Annotated in this window: 14 protein-coding genes; 7 read left to right on the forward strand and 7 right to left on the reverse strand. The window is 65.6% G+C overall.

The window, feature by feature from the left end; all coding sequences use genetic code 11:
• Window positions 1-135: 135 nt before the first annotated feature.
• Entirely contained in the window at window positions 136-681 is a 546-nt protein-coding gene (locus ACQP2U_RS05530; protein ID WP_433713688.1) for a histidine phosphatase family protein, read from the forward strand.
• On the opposite strand, the gene ACQP2U_RS05535 is transcribed toward ACQP2U_RS05530, so the two are convergent.
• Window positions 671-1,300, reverse strand: a complete 630-nt coding sequence (locus ACQP2U_RS05535) for a TetR/AcrR family transcriptional regulator (protein ID WP_433713689.1) — start codon at window positions 1,298-1,300, stop codon at window positions 671-673. The two genes, ACQP2U_RS05530 and ACQP2U_RS05535, sit on opposite strands and share 11 nt — an antisense overlap.
• 69 nt (window positions 1,301-1,369) lie before the next feature.
• On the opposite strand from ACQP2U_RS05535, the gene ACQP2U_RS05540 reads away from it, so the two are divergent.
• Complete coding sequence (locus ACQP2U_RS05540; protein WP_433713690.1) at window positions 1,370-2,308, forward strand: patatin-like phospholipase family protein; 939 nt, start codon at window positions 1,370-1,372, stop codon at window positions 2,306-2,308.
• Window positions 2,305-3,144, forward strand: a complete 840-nt coding sequence (locus ACQP2U_RS05545; RefSeq protein WP_433713691.1) for an SDR family oxidoreductase — start codon at window positions 2,305-2,307, stop codon at window positions 3,142-3,144. The genes ACQP2U_RS05540 and ACQP2U_RS05545 overlap by 4 nt, the downstream gene beginning before the upstream one ends.
• 297 nt (window positions 3,145-3,441) lie before the next feature.
• On the opposite strand, the gene ACQP2U_RS05550 is transcribed toward ACQP2U_RS05545, so the two are convergent.
• The 4 genes from ACQP2U_RS05550 to amaB all read right to left on the reverse strand — a co-directional run bounded on the left by ACQP2U_RS05550 (window position 3,442) and on the right by amaB (window position 11,825).
• A complete protein-coding gene (locus ACQP2U_RS05550) occupies window positions 3,442-6,909 on the reverse strand; it encodes an indolepyruvate ferredoxin oxidoreductase family protein (RefSeq protein WP_433713692.1) in 3,468 nt (1,155 codons plus the stop codon).
• A gap of 487 nt (window positions 6,910-7,396) precedes the next feature.
• Complete coding sequence (locus ACQP2U_RS05555) at window positions 7,397-8,533, reverse strand: cytochrome P450 (RefSeq protein WP_433713693.1); 1,137 nt, start codon at window positions 8,531-8,533, stop codon at window positions 7,397-7,399.
• 376 nt (window positions 8,534-8,909) lie between these two features.
• Window positions 8,910-10,082 (reverse strand): aminoglycoside phosphotransferase family protein, encoded by a 1,173-nt coding sequence (locus ACQP2U_RS05560; RefSeq protein WP_433713694.1) that lies wholly within the window; start codon window positions 10,080-10,082, stop codon window positions 8,910-8,912.
• A 213-nt stretch (window positions 10,083-10,295) separates the two neighbouring features.
• Window positions 10,296-11,825, reverse strand: coding sequence for an L-piperidine-6-carboxylate dehydrogenase (gene amaB, locus ACQP2U_RS05565; RefSeq protein ID WP_433713695.1), 1,530 nt, complete (start codon window positions 11,823-11,825; stop codon window positions 10,296-10,298).
• 109 nt (window positions 11,826-11,934) lie between these two features.
• On the opposite strand from amaB, the gene ACQP2U_RS05570 reads away from it, so the two are divergent.
• The 3 genes from ACQP2U_RS05570 to ACQP2U_RS05580 all read left to right on the forward strand — a co-directional run bounded on the left by ACQP2U_RS05570 (window position 11,935) and on the right by ACQP2U_RS05580 (window position 14,548).
• Window positions 11,935-12,387, forward strand: a complete 453-nt coding sequence (locus ACQP2U_RS05570; RefSeq protein WP_040686931.1) for an Lrp/AsnC family transcriptional regulator — start codon at window positions 11,935-11,937, stop codon at window positions 12,385-12,387.
• Window positions 12,388-12,451: 64 nt separating this feature from the next.
• Window positions 12,452-13,801 carry an L-lysine 6-transaminase gene (gene lat / locus ACQP2U_RS05575; protein WP_433713696.1) on the forward strand — a complete coding sequence of 450 codons (1,350 nt, stop codon included), beginning with the start codon at window positions 12,452-12,454 and terminating at the stop codon, window positions 13,799-13,801.
• 429 nt (window positions 13,802-14,230) lie between these two features.
• A complete protein-coding gene (locus ACQP2U_RS05580; RefSeq protein ID WP_433716375.1) occupies window positions 14,231-14,548 on the forward strand; it encodes a YncE family protein in 318 nt (105 codons plus the stop codon).
• Between the two features lie 13 nt (window positions 14,549-14,561).
• On the opposite strand, the gene ACQP2U_RS05585 is transcribed toward ACQP2U_RS05580, so the two are convergent.
• Together ACQP2U_RS05585 and ACQP2U_RS05590 are read right to left on the reverse strand one after the other, a co-directional pair.
• A complete protein-coding gene (locus ACQP2U_RS05585; RefSeq protein WP_433713697.1) occupies window positions 14,562-14,900 on the reverse strand; it encodes a hypothetical protein in 339 nt (112 codons plus the stop codon).
• Complete coding sequence (locus tag ACQP2U_RS05590) at window positions 14,900-15,313, reverse strand: DUF1707 SHOCT-like domain-containing protein (protein ID WP_433713698.1); 414 nt, start codon at window positions 15,311-15,313, stop codon at window positions 14,900-14,902. The genes ACQP2U_RS05585 and ACQP2U_RS05590 overlap by 1 nt, the downstream gene beginning before the upstream one ends.
• Before the next feature lie 194 nt (window positions 15,314-15,507).
• On the opposite strand from ACQP2U_RS05590, the gene ACQP2U_RS05595 reads away from it, so the two are divergent.
• Complete coding sequence (locus ACQP2U_RS05595; protein WP_433713699.1) at window positions 15,508-17,736, forward strand: serine/threonine-protein kinase; 2,229 nt, start codon at window positions 15,508-15,510, stop codon at window positions 17,734-17,736.
• The last annotated feature ends 52 nt before the right edge of the window (window positions 17,737-17,788 follow it).

Consider the following 17,788-nt stretch of genomic DNA (forward strand, 5'->3'; position numbering starts at 1 on the left):
CATCAGTGTGCACCCGGGCACCGACAATCAGCAGCGTCACCCGGATTACCTCGAGTCCGGTAAATGATTCCAGGGCCGAGCGAAGGGGTGGCAATCGAAGTACGGCCGCCAGCGTCGCCCCGTACGCTTCCAACCGTGCAAAAGGTGCTCAGACTCGACCTGGTCAGCCATGGCATGACCGAGGCGATGCGAAAGGCACGTTTTCCAGTAGACGAATCGCTGACGGAGGCGGGGCGCCGAGCAATCGCGGCGTGTGGCCGCCTGACCGCGGCGCGGGTACTCACCGGACCCGAACGCCGGACCGTGGAAACCGCTGCGCTCATGGGGCTTCCAGGTGAGGAAGACACCAGGCTGCGCGATCTCGACGCTGGCGCGTGGCGCGGCGGCGAACTGATGTCGGTGCCGCAGGATGAGCTATATGCCTGGCTGACCGACCCGCAGTTTCGTGGTCACGGTGGCGAATCGGTAACCGATGTGGTCGAGCGGACCAGGTACTGGATGGCCGAAATCGCTTCCGAGGGCATGTCCACCATCGCGGTCACCCATCCGGCCGTGATCCGCGCGGCGCTGCTGGTGACCCTGGACGCGCCGCCGAAATCCTTCTGGCGGATCGACATTCCGCCGGGCAGCGTCACCCGGCTGCACTACCGCGGCGAATGGACATTGCACTTCATGGCGTGAGATCCGGGCTCATCGCGCGCAGCGGCCCCTCGCCCATAGTCACGAGCAGCCGCACCGCATCGGTGATCAGCCGGACCGGAATCGACGGATCGACGGCTCGCTGCATGCCGAGCCCGATACCCATGCTCAGGATCGCGGTCGCGGCATCCTCGGCGGGCATCGGCAGTGGGATTCCGATTGTGTCCGAAAGCGTCTGCACCTGCGCCGCGACGGCGCCGCGCATCATGGCGAGGCTCGAGACCAGCGCCGCCTGCAGTTCCGGATCGTCGCGGGCGACCGTGGCGAATTCGAATTCGAGCATGGTCCAGCCGACATCGCCGATGGTGTGTTCGGCCCAATCGTGGAATCGCGCCAGCTGATCGTCGAGCGTCTCGCCCGCCGCGATCAGATCGGCGACCTCGCCGAACTTCGTCGAGTGGATCAGGCCAAGCACCTCCAGACACAGCTCCTTCTTGGTCCGGAAGTTCGAGTAAACCGCGCCCTTCGAGTAGCCCGCCTCCTCGGCTACCCGTTCCAGGCTGGTTTTCGCATAGCCCTCGGCCAGGAAGAGATCGCGGGCGGTCGCGATCAGATCGGCCCTGGTGCGGGCCTGGCTTTCGGGCCGGGTCAGACGTGCCATGCCGCCGATTCTACGTACCGATGGATTTCAGATACCGTAGGTATTTGAATCCTGCTAGTGTTTGGAACCATGGGTAACAAAAACCGGCGCGCCCTGGCCGTGGGCTGCGGTGGCACGCTCGGGTTCGCCTGGATCGTCGCCGCGCTGGCCGCCACCCGCGAGGTGCTGGATTGGGATCCGCGCGAGGCCGATGTGCTGCTCGGTACGTCGGCGGGCGCCGAGACGGTAACCCTGCTCGGCAGCGGTATCGGCGTGGACGAACTCGTCGCGATGCAGCGCGGTACCTCGACGAATCCGATTCTGTCTGCGCATATGCGAGCCGAGCCCGGACGGTTCCCGCCGCTGCCCCGGCCGCGGCTGGGTGAGTTGGCATTGAGTCTGCGTGCGCCCGCGACCGGACAGCGGTTGCTCACCGCGGGCAGCGGTCTGCTGCCGATCGGCGGTGGGGATGCGAGTCGGCTGCAGCATCTGGCCGATCGCCTGAATCCCGGCCGATCCTGGGTACCTCATCCCGCGACCTGGCTGGTCGGCATGGATTACGCGACGGGAGAGCGGGTTCCGTTCGGCTCGCCCGATGCGCCAGCGGCGCACCTGGGTGCGGCGCTGCGTGCGTCGTGGGCGGTCCCGGGCTGGTTCCCGCCCGTTTCTATTGCCGGACGCCGCTTCATCGACGGTGGTGCCGGATCGACCGCATCGGTGGATCTCCTTGCCGCACAACAACTCGACGAGGTACTGGTGCTCGCGCCCATGGCCTCCGTCGAAGACGTCCCGGCGTCCGGTCCCGGTCATTTTCTGGAGCGGCAGCTGCGCAATCGCATGAGTACTCAGCTAGCGGCCGAGGTCGCCGTGTTGCGTGCGGCAGGTACGCGCGTCCTCGTGATCGGCGCCACCGCAGCCGATCTCGCGGTAATGGGCCCGAATTTCATGGACGGCCGTCGCCGCCTCGAAACCTTCGAACACAGTCTGCGCAGCACTCGGCGGGCGCTGGAACAAGGAGCTTTCGCATGAATATTCTCGGTCACGGTTATCCGGGTATCGACCTGAAGGGCGCGCGGGTACTGATCACCGGTGCGGGCCGTGGCATCGGACAGTCGACCGCGCAACTGTTCGCGGCGAAGGGCGCTGAAATCGCCATCGCCGATGTCGACACTGTCGCAGCCGAATTCGCCGCTGCCGCGATCGGCGCGCGCGCCTATGAGCTCGACGTTCGTATCCGCGACCAGTGGGACACACTCGTCGCGGACTTCGGTGCGGTGGATGTACTGGTCAACAATGCGGGTGTCATGCCAGCGGGGGCGTTCCTCGACGAGCCCGACGCGGTCGGCCGCACCACCATAGATATCAACGTCTGGGGTCTCATCCATGGCATGCGCGCCGTGGTGCCCGGCATGATCGAGCGCCGCCGCGGCCACGTCGTCAATGTCGCCTCGCTCGCGGGCAAGATACCGGTCGCGGGTCTGGCCGTCTACAACGCCAGCAAATTCGCCGCCGTAGGGCTGTCCGCCGCAACGCGTTTGGAGTTCGCACCGCACGGCGTCAGCGTCAGCTGCGTGCTGCCGTCGGCAGTTCGCACCCGTCTCTCCTCCGGCCTCGCCCTCGGCAAGGGCATGCCCACCGTGGACCCCGAAGACGTGGCCGCCGCCATCCTGCAAACCTGCGAAACCCGTAAGGCCGAAGTAGCCGTTCCGAACTACCTGGGCCCTGTCGACATAGCCCTTGCCGCCGCTCCCGAACGCGCGGTCCGCCTTGTTCGCCGACTACTCGACGGCAACCGCGCCCTCCACCCCGCCGACACCGAAACCCGCGCGAAGTACGAACAACAGGTCCGTTCGATCACCGAATAGCCGAAGTTATCCACAGCCTGGCAGTTATCCCCAATTCGGTAATCGGGGATGGTCGAACTCCGGATCAGTGGCGAGTATCGAGGGGTGGGGATTCCTGAACCGATTTCTCGTCGCGCAGCGCTGGCTGCTGAGTACACCGACTGCGAGCACAGCGGGCGTGCATGGTGCCGCGTGCGTCGGGGCCACTACCTGGACGTCGCGGGTGCCTTCGACTCGAGCCGAGCACCCCGTCTCGCAACCAGGCCCCCAGTATGCGGGGCGTCGGGTGCGGAGACGGGGTGCACCGATCCGCGGCTGCTAGAGGTGCGGGGGCTCGATGCCGAGGTCGTGCAGGCTGTTTCGGTAGAGCTCGACGTTGGCAAGTTTGACGTCCTCGTAACCGCGGACCATGTCTGGGAGTGCTGCGGCTCGGGCGGCGCGGTCGTAGTCTGCTGGGTCGAGGTCAGCGGCCAGGGTGGTCACCATTTCCGTGTAGTGGGCGAGCAGCGTTCGTTCGACGCGGCGGACATGGGCGTAGCCGAAGGGGTCGAATTTGGTGCCGCGCAGCCGCTTTCCCTTGGCGAGGACACGCAGGGCGAAGTGACTGCTGGGGCCGAGGCCGATCTTCTTCTTGCGTCCCATGGCGCGCAGGATCGGCGGGTGCAGGCGATAGGTCAGGTTGGCGCCGTCGGGGAGTTGCTCGCTGACCTGGTCGAGGAAGGCCGGGTCGGTCAGGCGGCGGGCGACCTCGTATTCGTCCTTGTACGCGGTGAACTTGTAGAGGCCACGGGCCACCTGCTCGCTGAACTCGGTGCGGTCGGTGACGTTTCGCTCGGCATCCCAAATGCGTTGCACGGTATGGACATAGTCGCGGGCCGCCCGCACGCCCTGGAAGCCGATCAGCTCGGCGGCACGCAGTTCGAGCAGTCGCCTCGTCTCACCTGTCGCGGTGACACCGTCGAAAAGATCTGCCGGAATGGCGATCTCGGTGCGCTTGTGCGTCTTGCGTGTGGTGCCGGCGGCGAATTCATCCGGTCGCGCTATCGCCACCCGCCCCCAACGGAAGGCAGCGATATTGGCCTGCACCGCAACACCGTTGATCTCGATCGCCTCTTCGATCGCCGACGCGGGTATGCGCAGTCCACCGATCTGGTAGGCGGCGCCGACGAGCAGGAAGTTGGCGGCCGCGGTATTGCCGAACAGCACCTCGGCCGCGGCCAGTGCGTCGAACGATCGCACCGATCGCGACACCTGCTCGAGCCGGGAAAGCAGTTCGCGCTCTGTGGGATATGCGACGGACTTGTCGTAGACCATTTCACCGGTCGGGGTCTTGCTGGTCGAGGCGACGGACAAGGTGGACTGCTTCGACCCGTAGACCAGATTCTTGTTATCGGTAGCGGCGAGCAGGTCGAACGCGACGATGCAGTCGGCCGAACCCGGGGTCAGGCGGTTCGCCGGTTCCAATTCGCCACTCACGAAGCGCAGGTGCGATACGACCGGTCCGGCCTTCTGACTCAGGCCGATCTGGTCCAGACTCGCCACCTCGTACCCGGCGCGCAACGCCGCGGTCGCAAGCACCTGGTTGACCGTCACGATTCCAGTCCCGCCGATACCGGCGAGGAACACATTCTGGGTTGTCGCCGGTGCGTCGTTCGGCAGGTCGGCCAATACCGGTGGCTCGGGGCGTCGAGTTGTCTTGCGCTTCTCGGCTTTCGCGGGAAGTTCGACCGTTACGAACGAGGGGCAATCGCCGTCCATGCAGCTGTAGTCGGTATTACAGGAGGTCTGATCGATACGGGTCTTGCGGCCGAATTCGGTATCGACCGGCTGCACCGAAAGGCAGTTGCTCTTGACGCCGCAGTCGCCGCACCCCTCGCAGACCGCCTCGTTGATGACTACCCGGGTCTGCCGAACCGGCAGCGTGCCGCGCTTGCGCTGGCGGCGTGCGTCGGCGGCGCAGTGCTGGTCGTAGATGAGCACGGTCACGCCGGGAATTTCGCGCAGGGTGCGCTGGGCTTCGTCGAGCCGATCCCGGTGCCAGAGCAGGGTTCCGGCGGCGAGGTCGCGCTTGCGGTACTTCTTGGGTTCATCTGCGCAGATGATGATCTGGCGCACGCCCTCGGTGGTGAGTTTGTGGGTCAGCATGGGCACCGCGAGCGCGCCCTCGGCGTCCTGCGCGCCGGTCATCGCCACGACATCGTTGTAGAGCAGCTTGTAGGTGATGTTCACGCCCGCGGCGATACATGCCTGCACCGCGAGTTGTCCGGAGTGGAAATACGTTCCATCACCGATGTTCTGGAACAGATGCGGCACCGAGGTGAACGGGGCCTGTCCGATCCACTGCGCTCCCTCACCGCCCATCTGGGTCAGCCCGGTCACCTTGCTGTCGTCGCGACCGGACATTGTCACCATGGTGTGGCAGCCGATGCCGCCACCGGCAATCGACCCTTCCGGCACGGCGGTGGACCGGTTGTGCGGGCAGCCGCTGCAGAAGTACGCGGCCCGCTTCGCAGGCAGAACCGAAAGCGACAGTGGTTGCGGCAAGGGACGTTTCATCTCCAGCCGTCCCTGCAGCGCGCGACGCAGCGGTGCCACGATCCGACCCGAGGTGAGTTCGCCGTCCTGAGCGAACAGCGGCCGGTTCCCGGTATCGCGCTTGCCGATGATCTCCGGCGCATCGGCGGTGCCGTACAGGATTTCGCGGATCTGCGTTTCTATGAACGCGGTCTTGTCCTCGACGACCACAATCCGCTCCAAGCCATCGGCGAACTGCTGGACTCGTTCGGGTGCAATGGGATACGGCATGCCGATGCGCAGCAGTCGGACTCCGGCGCGATGCAGTGCGTCATCGTCGACGCCGAGATCGATCAGTGCCTGGCGCATCGCGTCGAATGTGATTCCGGTGGCGGCGATTCCGACGCTGGCGCGCGCCGGATTCACCTCGATGACATCGAGTTCATTGAGTGCGCTATAGGCCTGCACCATCTTCCAGCGCGGCCCGTACAGGTCGGCCTCGGCGAGCACACTGTCCGTCGGCGCGGCCATGGGTCGTTGCAGATAGGTGAAGGGCGTTCCCTCCCAGTCGATCTCGGGGACCGTGATGTCGATATCGCCGACCGTGCCATCGACTGTCCATGCGCCGTCAGCCACATCGGCGACGATTTTCAGAGCGACCAGACATCCCGATGCGCGCGAGAGTGCGACACCGTGCAGACCCATGGTGATGATCTCGCGGGCGTTGCGCGGAAACAGCACCGGAATACCCATCGCGGCCAACGACCGCTCACTCACCGCTGGCACGGTCGAAGACTTGGCGGCCGGATCGTCGCCGACCAGCAACAGCACGCCGCCACGGGCATTCGCGCCGTACATATTGGCGTGCCGCAGCGCATCCGTCGCGCGGTCGAGACCTGGGCCCTTGCCGTACCAGACTCCGACAACGCCGTCATGGGTCGCCGCGCCCGCGGGCAGATCCGCCTGGCTGCCCCATACCGAAGTCGCCGCAAGTTCTTCGTTCAAACCGGGGACAAACGAAATATCGTGCTCGGCCAGAACATTCGGCATTCCGCTGAGCATCTTGTCGACGCCGCCGAGTGGGCTGCCCTGATATCCGGAGACGAAGGTGCCGACCCGGCGTCCGGCGCGCAGATCACGAACATGCTGCTCGACCAACTGTCGAGCGATCGCCTGGACGCCGGTGAGGACAACGGTGCCGGCGCCGACGCGGTAGCGGTCGGCGAGGTCATAGGGGGCTGGGATCAGTTCGCGGTCCGCGAGCTCGGTCATGTAGTCCACCCATCCGCGACGCGCCGATCGGGCGCTTCGCTTCGTTGAGCATTTCTTGCCGCCATCCTCTACTTGAAGGGCTGAACGCACAACCGATGCACGACGCATTGAGCAGACTGCTCAATCTACGCATCGCTCGCTGGGCATGAACTATGCAGTGTGCGAGGCGAACTGTGACCCCGCCCACGCTCGACGAAGGAGCCGTGGCGCGCCACCAGCGTGTTACCGACTGCCGGCACCGCTTGCATGGCAGCCGAAGAGCCGTGGCGCGCCACCAGCGGGCTACCGACTGCCGGGATCTCTTGTACGGCTGAAAGCTCGGGTGCGGTACTTACCCCGAAAGCCCGGGTGCGGTACCTACCTGAAGCCCAGGTGCGGTACTTACAGAGTCGGCGCCGCGGTGTCAGGAGGTCTGATAGTCACGCTCCATCGGTCTGGCAGACCTCCCTACTGAATTCGGATTGCGCCCCGCCGCCGTTGGCGGATGCTAGCGAGGGGCCTGTCCCAGGTATTTCAGTGGGGCGGTGGGTGGGAAGGTGACCGGCAATTCGGTCAGTGCCCTGTGGAAGGGCCCCGGTCGCCAGTTGGGTGTCTGATTCGGCAGGTCGAGTTCGATCTCCGGCAGTGCGTCGAGAAGTTGGTCGATGGCCTCCTGCGCGATCAGGTAGGCCAGCGGACGTGCCGGGCAGGCGTGTGGACCAAGGCCCCAGGCAAGGTGGGAGCGGTTGCCGGTCAGGTCACCGGTGCGGATTGCGGGGTCGTTGTTGCAGGCGGCCATGCTGATGACGACGGGCTGGTGTGCGGGCAGCCACACGTCGTCGATGAGGATCGGGTGGCGGGGGTAGGTGATCAGTAGGTTCGCCAGTGGCGGGTCGTTGAACAAGACCTCGTCGAGGGCATCGCGGGAGGACAGATTGCCGCCGAGAAAGCTTTCGCCGAAGCGCTCGTCGGTGAGGATCAGCAGCAAGGTGTTCGCGATCAGGTTCAGCTCGAATTCGATCCCGGTGCCGTAGACCTGTGATACGTGGTGCGAGGCCTCGACGTCGTCCAGCTGGGCGGGGTGCTGGAGCAGCACCGAGGTGATATCGCGTTGGGGCTCGGCGCGTTTGAGTGCCACGAGGCTCATCAGCGCCTCCCCGAGCATTTGATTGCCCTTCTCGGCGTCGACACCCTCGAGCAGCGCGGCCGTACCGGCGGCGACCTGTCCACCGATCTCGGACGGGCAGCCGAGCAGGTAGTTCACCACTTCGAACACCAGCGGGAACACGTACTGGCGGATCAGGTCGGCGGACCCGTCCTCGCAGAAGGAGTTGATCAGCGGGATTGCGAGCCGCTCCACGACAGCGTGCAGGGCGTACAGGTCGATCTCGTCGATGCTGGCGGTGATCGCCCCTCGGTAGCGGGTGAAGTCGGCCCCGGTGCTGCGACTGGCCATGGGTCGCCACTCCAGGAGCGGAAGAATCGGGCAGTCCGCGGGAATGTTCTGCTGCCAGGCCCGTGGGTCGGCAGGGAAGTGTTCGGGATCATTGAGGATCCGCACCGCGGTGCCGTAGCCGATCACCAAGGTGGCCGGTACGCCAGGTGCCAGCTCGACCGGCACCAAAGACCCGTAGCGCCTGCGCATTTCATGGTAGGCGCGATGTGGATCTGCCGCGAACTCGGGGGAGTACATGGGCACCCCCGAGCCGTCGGAATCGGTTGGCGAGCCATGGACGACTGGGCACGACTGTGCCGGAGCCTGGGATTGCGGCGAACTCAAGGGCAAACTCCAAACGGATTCGTATGCACTACTTGACTGCTGAACTACTGCTCCCGCGCCCAGACGCCGCACTGCGGCGAATTACCGGGTCTGCGGTGGAGCCGGTCGATGGTATAGCGCCAGTGGACGGCAATCATCAACGCGCACGAAAATGGCCTCCGCAGTGAGCGTTTCGGTACGGTACGCGGCCGGTCCTGCGCCCGGCCGCGACGCCACGTGATCGGGTGGAGGCAACTTGGTGTCAGACGCCGAGGACGTCCAGCGAATCGTGATCGTCGATGGCGGTGGTGATGCGTTTCAAGAGCGTCAAGCAGGTCTCCACAGGCTGCATCTGGGGTTGATAGGCCGCCCTGCCGATGGTGAACGCCCAAGCCGCGTAAGCGAACATGGACTGCTGCCGGTAGGCCAGCCATGCGTCATCGAAGGATGGTGCCTGGCCGCCGAGGGTTCCGAGTTCGTCCAGGTAGGCTGCCAACAGTTCCCGGTCCCAGGCACGCCGGTCCTCGGGCTCGCATCCCGAGTTGACGGTATAGGCGAAGTCGTGCGCCCAGCCTCCTCGCATCACGACCTGCCAGTCGACGAATCCCATTCGTCCCGTGTCGGTTCGGTATGTCTGTCCGATGTGCGGGTCACCGTGCAGCAAGGTCTGGGGCAGCTCGTTCGTAGCCTTGTCGATCGCCCGCTCGACACCGGCCCACAGTCGTTCGCTCTGGCCGTGCAGAACCTCGGGTACCACCTCCGCGGCCCGGCGCAGACCGACCTCGCAACGTTTTTTCATGTCGATGGCGGCAAGGTATGCCCGGAGTGCCTCGGTAGTGGTCTTGAGGTCCGTGATCGACGGGTGGTTCCAGAAGGTGCGGTGGAGCCTGGCGAGATTGCGCACCAGGTCTTCGATCTGGTCACGGGCGATCGGGGCGGTCGGCTCGATGAACTGCGCACCACGGGTCGAGACGATGTCTTCCATCAGGGCGATCGATCGCCAGGACGCCGAATCGGCCGCGCCCCAGTAGCCGAAGGGAGCCTCGATGTCGGCCCGGGGGCGAAAATCCCGGAAGAACCGGGTTTCGCCGTCGATCATCTGCCCACCACCGAGCAGGATGCGTTGCGAGAAGGCCGTCGTGGTCTTCGCGAAGAGATCCGTCGGCAAGCTCGCCTGCTTGCCCGCCTCGTTGTACTCGATGCGAATCGCGACACGAGTGGATGTTCCGCGGCTGCCGTTCAAGGTTTCGAACGACAGCACCTCGGCGTCGGGGACATCGCGGCACAGGACGGCGGTCAGCCACTGCGGGGTCAGCGTCTCACCGGACACCGGGACGTCCTCGAGGTCACGGGCTTTCGGCCGAAATAGCTTCTCACCGAGAATGTGAGCGCCGACCGTGACAGACCGTCCGAGCAACCAGAGCTTGTGGTTCATTCGCTTGCCTCGATTCCGGAGTACGACATGACCGCCCGAGCAGCTGGATCGCCAGCGCACGGGTCCGCAGGACAGTAACCCACATCCTCGAAATGGCTGTAGTGCAATGTGATTGCCGCATGGCGCTGAAGTCGGTTCCGGGCTGACAAGGGGGCGAACCGATGTCTCGGGTATTCCGGCCGGCACTCCCCGAAACCCGCTACGGGAACGGGCTCAACCGAATTGGATTCCTTGGGCCAGTGGCAGCTGATCGGAGTAGTTCACGGTGTTGGTCGCCCGACGCATGTATGCCTTCCACGAGTCCGACCCGGATTCCCGCCCGCCGCCGGTGTGCTTCTCGCCGCCGAACGCGCCGCCGATTTCCGCACCGGAGGTGCCGATATTGACATTGGCGATACCGCAGTCGGAGCCGTCGGCGGCGAGGAAGCGTTCGGCTTCGCGCTGGTCGGCGGTGAAGACGGCAGAGGAAAGGCCTTGCGGCACACCGTTGTGAAGTTCGATGGCGGCGTCGAAGTTATGGTAGGTCAGCACGTAGAGGATCGGTGCGAAGGTTTCCTCGCGGACCACGGCGGTCTGGGCGGGCATGCGCACGATCGCCGGACGCACATAGAAGGCGTTGTCCCCGAACCCGTCGACTCGCTCACCGCCGCAAATCAATTCGCCGCCATCGCCGAGCGCACGATCGATCGCCGCACGCATTCCTTCGTAGGCGTGGGCGTTGATCAGCGGGCCGACGAGCACACCCTCGTCGAGCGGATTACCGACGCGCAGTTGGCGATAGGCGCTGGCAACGCGATCCAGCAGCGGTCCGACGACATCGGCGTGCACGATCAACCGACGCAAGGTGGTACAGCGCTGCCCGGCCGTCCCCGCTGCCGCGAAGACGATTCCGCGCGCCGCCAACTCCAAATCCGCTGTTGGCGTGACGATGGCGCCGTTATTTCCACCCAACTCCAGCAAGCAACGCCCGAACCGGGCGGCCACCCGCGGCGCTACCTTCCGGCCCATCCGCACCGACCCGGTCGCGCTCACCAGGGCTACCCGCTCGTCGTCGACCAGCCGCGACCCTACCTCCGCACCACCTTGAATCAACTGGTGCACTTCGGGATCCGCGCCGACATCGGCCGCCGCGCGGCGCAGCAGCGTATGGCAAGCCAGCGCCGTCAGGGGTGTCGTCTCCGACGGCTTCCACACCACTGTGTCACCGCAGACCAGCGCGACCGCGGTATTCCACGCCCACACCGCGACCGGGAAGTTGAACGCCGAGATCACCCCGATCACGCCGAGCGGATGCCAGGTCTCCATCAGCCGATGTCCTGGCCGCTCCGAGGGCATGGTCTTGCCGTAGAGCTGGCGCGACAGCCCGATCGCGAACTCGCAGATATCGATCATTTCCTGTACCTCGCCGAGGGCCTCGGCGCCGATCTTTCCTGCCTCGAGGGTGACCAGTTCGCCGAGTTCGACCTTGTGCACGGTGAGCAGTTCGGCCAGTCGCCGCACCACCCCCGCCCGCACCGGCGCGGGAACGGTGCGCCAGCCGCGGAAGGCCGCCGCCGCCCTCCCGATTGCCGCATCCGCGTCGTCGAGGGAATCGGCGGGCAGCGTCATCAGCGTGCCACCGGTGATCGGCGTCCGCGCTGACAGTTCGCCAGCGACCGGTGTCTGCGCACCGAGTGTGTGTAGTAGTCCCGCCGCCCGGGCAGCCAGGTCTTTGGTCAGATGATCTTCGAGCATGTCTGTCATCGGTTGCTCCGCTTTAGCTTTGGGTCGGGGAACAATATCGGATGGGTACGGTGAGTTAACGAGCAAAAGTTTTCGCCACGAGTCGCCTCCGCTGAGTTAGCCTTCGCTGATGGCGGATACACCGGCAAGACCCGTACTCGATGACATCGATCGCCTGCTGATTCGTGAACTGATGGCCGATGGTCGCGCCACCTTGTCGAATCTGGCCGAAAAGGCGAGCTTATCGGTCTCGGCTGTGCAATCGCGGGTCCGCAGACTAGAGGCGCGCGGGGTGATCCGTGGCTACACCGCACATGTCGATCCCGAGGCGCTCGGGCAACTGTTGTCGGCATTCGTCGCCATCACTCCTCTCGACCCTTCGCAACCCGATGACGCGCCTGCCGTGCTGCAACATATCCCGGGTATCGAGGCATGCCACTCGGTGGCCGGCGACGAGAGTTACGTGTTGCTGGTGCGGGTGGCCTCTCCTCGGCACCTCGAGCAGTTGCTGCAGGAGATCAGGGCGACCGCCAACGTGCGAACCCGAAGCACCATCATCTTGCAGACATTCTACGACAGGTAGCCTACGGCCGTAATTAGTCCGTTATTTCGTAGAATTTTCGTAAAGATTTTCGTACCCTACTGATGTGACCATCGAACTGGAGCGCACCCGCGCGGGGAGTGGCACTGCACCGGTCACCCCCGCCTCCCGGGTACACGAGATCCTGTCGGCGCACATCCTCGCCGACGGATTCGACTTGGTGCTGGATCTACGGAAATCCCGTGGCTGCCTGATCGTCGATGAACGCGACGGCAGCACCTACCTCGATATGTTCGGCTTCTTCGCCTCCAATGCCCTCGGCATGAACCATCCCGCCCTGGCCGAGGACGAGGACTTCCGGGCGGAACTGAGCGTCGCTGCGCTCAACAAGCCGAGCAACTCCGATATCTACACCGTCGAAATGGCCCGCTTCGTCGACACTTTCGTGCGGGTGCTGGGCGATCCCCGCCTGCCGCACCTGTTTTTCATCGACGGCGGCGGACTCGCGGTGGAGAACGCGCTCAAGGTCGCGTTCGACTGGAAGAGCAGACATAACGAATCCCACGGGCGCGCAGCCGAACTCGGCACCAAGGTGCTACACCTGACCGGAGCCTTCCACGGCCGCACCGGCTATACCATGTCGCTGACCAACACCGATCCGGTGAAGACAGCACGCTTCCCCAAATTCGATTGGCCGCGCATCGACGCGCCGTTCCTGGCCAACGGCGTCGACATCGCCGCCGCCGAAGCACACGCCCTCGACCAGGCGCAGCGCGCCTTCGCCGAAAATCCGCACGACATAGCATGTTTCATCGCCGAACCGATCCAGGGCGAGGGCGGCGACCGGCATATGCGCCCGGAATTCCTGCAGGCCGTGCGGCGGCTCTGTCACGACAACGATGCACTGTTCATCCTCGACGAGGTACAGACCGGCGTCGGCATGACCGGAACCACTTGGGCCTACCAACAACTCGGGCTCGAACCCGATATCGTCGTGTTCGGCAAGAAGACCCAGGTCTGCGGCATCATGGCGGGCGGGCGCGTGGACGAGGTGCCCGATAACGTTTTCGTGGTCAGCTCTCGGCTCAATTCCACCTGGGGCGGCAATCTCACCGATATGGTGCGGACCCGGCGCGTCCTCGAGGTGTTCGAGCGCGATGACCTAATCGAGCGGTCACGGCCGCTCGGCGCGCATCTGCTGCGGCGACTCGAGCAGCTCGCGGCAGACCATCCGAGGATCACCGAACCCCGCGGCCGCGGGCTGATGTGCGCCATCACGCTGGCCTCGGCCGAACTGCGGGACGAGGTGCTGACCGCGCTGCGCGAACGCGAGCATGTGCTGATCCTCGGCACCGGTGAGCGCGGCATTCGGTTCCGGCCGCCGCTCACCGTTACCGAGGCGGAACTCGATGCCGCGGTCGACGCACTCGAACGGGTACTCAGCGACGCCGGATAGTTATTCGCCCGCAATCGGAAATTCGGCTGTCCGAGTAGGTATCTCCGGATGGTTCGCGCAATCGGTAACGCCCGGGTGGGGATTGCGGTGGAATCTCGGTGCCAGCGCCTAGGCTTCGCATACATGTCATCTCGTCTTCACCACCTCCTGGCACGGTGCAGCGCGTGAACCGACAGCGCAATCGACGAAGCTGCGCACCCTTGCTCGCCTCGTTGACCGTTCTCGTAACGGTCGCGGGGTGCGCCCCGAGCGAGGCCGGATCGGTGGGGGTGACGACGGCGCCACCCACCACCGTCGCCGCCCCGACCAGCGCGGCACCGCCGCATCCGGAGAATCTGCTACCCGGTATGCCGCCGCCGTTGTCGCCGACCGACGTCTACGCCGCGAACCGGGAGTTGAGTCCGGCGGTGTCCGATCAGCGGCCGCGGTCTGTACGTCACCCGCGACTCCAAACAGATGCTCATCACCAACCGGTACGAGGGCAGCATCTCCGTCTGGGATTTCGCCGCGAACAAGTTGGTGCACAAGTGGTTCATCCCGGGCGGTGGCAGTCCGGACATGGGCAATCTGTCCGCGGACGGGCGGGTTTTCTGGGTATCGGGGCGACACCACGGGGAGGTGTACGCGATCGATATCGAGAACTGGAACCTGTTGGCGCGGATACCGGTTGGGCGTGGGGCGCATGGACTCACCATCTGGCCGCAGCCGGGTCGTTACTGCACAGGACACACGGGTGTGATGCGCTGAGTTGGCTTCCGGCTCAGGGGAGTCGGAGCCCGAGACCGCCTTCCACGAAGCGACGGACCGCGGTGGTGCCGGTTTCGAGGGCGGGCTCGTAACCGGGGCGAGCCCAGCCGGTGAGTTCGGCAGTGTTGTCAGGGCCGGGCGTCACGACGATCTCGGCGACCAGTTCAGCGGTGGTGGGTTCGCAGACGGCCCAGGAGAAGTGGGATTCGTCATCCCACTGCTCGGTGCGGCGGGTGATGTAGTTCGGATCGGTGATACCGCCGGCGGCGAGGGCGGGGCGGTCATCGAGGCGATCGTCGGCGCGCAGCGCCCGCAGATACCAGGTGCCCGCATTGATTTCGACGGGTTCCATCAGTCCTCGAGCTCCCTGCGGCGACGACGGTCGCGTGGATGGCGACGTTGGTGCTCGTGCCGACCGCCGAAAAGCAGTGCACCCGAGAGCGGAATGGCCAGGAACCAGAGCCAGCTGCCGGTGACGAAGAAGAGGATGACGGCAAGGATCGGGATCACCGCCATCACCCGCTCCGGCCACTCGTCGAGGAACCCGGAGTCGCGCTTGGCGGGCACTGCGGCGATCGGGGCCGGTTCGGGCAGGTCTAGGAAGACTTTGTCCACGTCGCCGCGGGTTACCGCGGCCGCGACCACGGCACTGCGCTCATCGAACTCCGCCACGCTGAGCCGCCCGGCGGCGAAATGATCGGACAGGCGCCGCATCGCTTGCTCACGCTCCGCGGTACCGATGCGAATCTCGGGCAGGTCACTCATAGCAGCAAGGCTAGCGGCTTTCACTGAATGTTCTCGTGCTGCCGCATCGGCCCCAAGCTGATCGAATTCCACGACGCTGAGCGGGCTAGTTGCGTCATGATCGCCCTGCGGCCGGATCTGATTCGCGGATTCTGTGATGGCGGTATGGATTTGGGGTAGCTAAAAGACGAACGGAAGGTAGTAGGAGGTTCGACATGGGCAAAACGTGGTTCGGCCACTACCGCCTCGATCGGTTGCTCGGCAGTGGTGGGACCGGGCAGGTCTGGCTGGCGCGGGACACCGTCGCCGACCGTACCGTCGCTCTGAAGGTGTTGGCCTGCTCGCACGCCGCCGATCCGACCTGCCGACTGCGGTTCACCAGGGAGGCCCGGCTAGCGGCCCAGGCCCCCGGACCGCACCGCGTTCCGATCCACGACTTCGGCGAACTCGACGGCCGCCTCTATATCGATATGGAGTTCATCGAGGGCACCGATGTCAGCGCCTTGCTGCGGGAATCCGGGCCGCTGGATCCAGCACGTGCCGTGGCGATCATCGCGCAGACCGCGATGGCGCTCGATGCCATGCACCGGGTCGGCCTGGTGCACCGTGACGTCAAACCGTCCAACATCATGGTGGGCCCGACCGGGTTCGTCCATCTGATCGACTTCGGCATCGCACATCGCATCGACCAACCCGCGATCACGGCCCACGGCAATGTGGTCGGCACCCTGGCGTATATGGCGCCGGAACGCTTCGACGGCATCGCCGACGCGCGCGCGGACCAATACTCGCTGGGCTGTGTCCTGTACGAATGCCTCACCGGCCAAAGACCTTTCGGCAATGTCGACTCGCCACAGCAACTGCGCGCCCACCTACTGACCGTCCCACCGAGCGCCGCCACCCTGAACCCCGCCGTCCCCGCATCCCTCGACACCGTCATCACCCGCGCCATGGCCAAGGACCCCAACCAACGCTATTCCAGCGCAGGCGAATTCGCCGCCACCGCCTATACCGCAGTCACCGGCCGCGAGGCTTCGACCGTCGAGATCGCCGCAGCAACCGAGCCGACGAACTATGGCGCACTCGAGCCATCGCGCCCGGCAGAGTCGCTCGGTGTAGGTGCCGCAGGATTCGCCACCGATTCCGCGGGCGGGCCGACGCGACCCAGCCCAGCGGAGCGGATGCAGGTCGCCGACTCTGCGGGTGCGCCGATGTGCACGTTTGGGGTCGAGGGCGAGCAGATGCGTGCCAACGAAGCGGAGCGGATGCAGGTGGCCGGGTCTGCGGCTGCGCCGATGTGGGCCTTGGAGTCCGCTGGTGAGCAGAGGCGAAATGTGGGTTCTGCGCGTGCGACGATGTGGGGCGGCCCGTCCACGGGCGCGGAAATGCAGGGAAGTCGACCTGCGCCAGAGCCGATGGGGGCCAGTGGGGCTGAAGTAGCGGGGACCGAGGGTGTCGCGGCTGCGTGGGAGCCGATGTGGGTCAGTGGGTCTGGGGGCGAGCGGGTGTGGGTCGCTGAGCACCAAGGTGAGCGCGGGCGGGATCTCGGGGACGCGGGTGAGGCGATGCCTGGTGGCTCTGAAGGCACGCATACGTGGGCGGCTCGGCTTGCGCCGGAACAGACCTTGGCCGGTGGCGTCCAATGTGCCGGGATCGGGGACGCAGGGGCCGCGCGCGTGTCGGCGCGGGTCGGTGGGGCAGTGAGTGCAGGGGAGCAAGGTGCGGGGTTCGTGCCTGAGGTGACGTGGGTCGCCGGGGGTGTGGGCGGGGGGATGCGGGGCGGGGAGGCTGCTGATGGGGGAATGCGTGATGGCGGTGCTGTGCGTGCTTCGATGCGGGGCGGCCGGAAGGGGGGCCAGTCGATGCAGGGTGGTGCGGCTGAGCGGACGCGGGAGGTCGGGACTTCGAGTGCGGCGACCTGGGTTGGCGGGGGTCTGGGGGAGCCGGGGCGAGATGATGAGTTGTGGGGGGCGCGCGGAGTGGGGGCGGGGTATGCGGCTGTTGCTATTGCGGCGTTGGTGGGTGTGATCGGGTTGGGGTTGTGGTTGGGGCGGCCGGGGGGTGAAACGAATTCTGCGGCACCGTCATCGGCCCGGAGTAGGCCGACTCTTCCCGGATCGCTCGCGCCGACCGAATCGGCGCAGCAGGCGTCGCCGAATGTGGTGATTCCGAGGGCTGGGCAGCTGTGCAATCCGAATGTCGACGGTATTGCCACTGCTGTGGACGGCACACCGCTCGCATGTCGAACGGTGGGTGCCGGTATCGCGAATTGGGTTCCCACAGAGCGCTTCGGCGGGATACCCGACGGGCAGCAGTCCGAACCTACGGTCGTCGGCAATGGAAACCCGCATGTGAACAACTCCGCCAGCGGCGACTCGGGCAACGATAAGCCGAACAAGGACAAGCCCGGACATGGTGGCGGCCGCGCCAAGCCGGGCAAGTGAGCGTCGCCTCAGCATATGGAGCAGTCGGATGCCACAGGTTGAGTAGGAATAC

The organism is Nocardia sp. CA-084685 (genome assembly GCF_050955785.1).
Classification (GTDB): domain Bacteria; phylum Actinomycetota; class Actinomycetes; order Mycobacteriales; family Mycobacteriaceae; genus Nocardia.

Coding starts and splice junctions, on each gene's coding strand:
- ACQP2U_RS05570 (WP_040686931.1), top strand. CDS start 11,935: ATGGCGGATACACCGGCAAGACCCGTACTCGATGACATCGATCGCCTG.
- ACQP2U_RS05535 (WP_433713689.1), bottom strand. CDS start 1,300: ATGGCACGTCTGACCCGGCCCGAAAGCCAGGCCCGCACCAGGGCCGAT.
- ACQP2U_RS05560 (WP_433713694.1), bottom strand. CDS start 10,082: ATGAACCACAAGCTCTGGTTGCTCGGACGGTCTGTCACGGTCGGCGCT.
- ACQP2U_RS05590 (WP_433713698.1), bottom strand. CDS start 15,313: ATGAGTGACCTGCCCGAGATTCGCATCGGTACCGCGGAGCGTGAGCAA.
- ACQP2U_RS05540 (WP_433713690.1), top strand. CDS start 1,370: ATGGGTAACAAAAACCGGCGCGCCCTGGCCGTGGGCTGCGGTGGCACG.
- ACQP2U_RS05550 (WP_433713692.1), bottom strand. CDS start 6,909: ATGACCGAGCTCGCGGACCGCGAACTGATCCCAGCCCCCTATGACCTC.
- amaB (WP_433713695.1), bottom strand. CDS start 11,825: ATGACAGACATGCTCGAAGATCATCTGACCAAAGACCTGGCTGCCCGG.
- ACQP2U_RS05555 (WP_433713693.1), bottom strand. CDS start 8,533: ATGCGCAGGCGCTACGGGTCTTTGGTGCCGGTCGAGCTGGCACCTGGC.
- ACQP2U_RS05595 (WP_433713699.1), top strand. CDS start 15,508: ATGGGCAAAACGTGGTTCGGCCACTACCGCCTCGATCGGTTGCTCGGC.
- ACQP2U_RS05545 (WP_433713691.1), top strand. CDS start 2,305: ATGAATATTCTCGGTCACGGTTATCCGGGTATCGACCTGAAGGGCGCG.
- ACQP2U_RS05585 (WP_433713697.1), bottom strand. CDS start 14,900: ATGGAACCCGTCGAAATCAATGCGGGCACCTGGTATCTGCGGGCGCTG.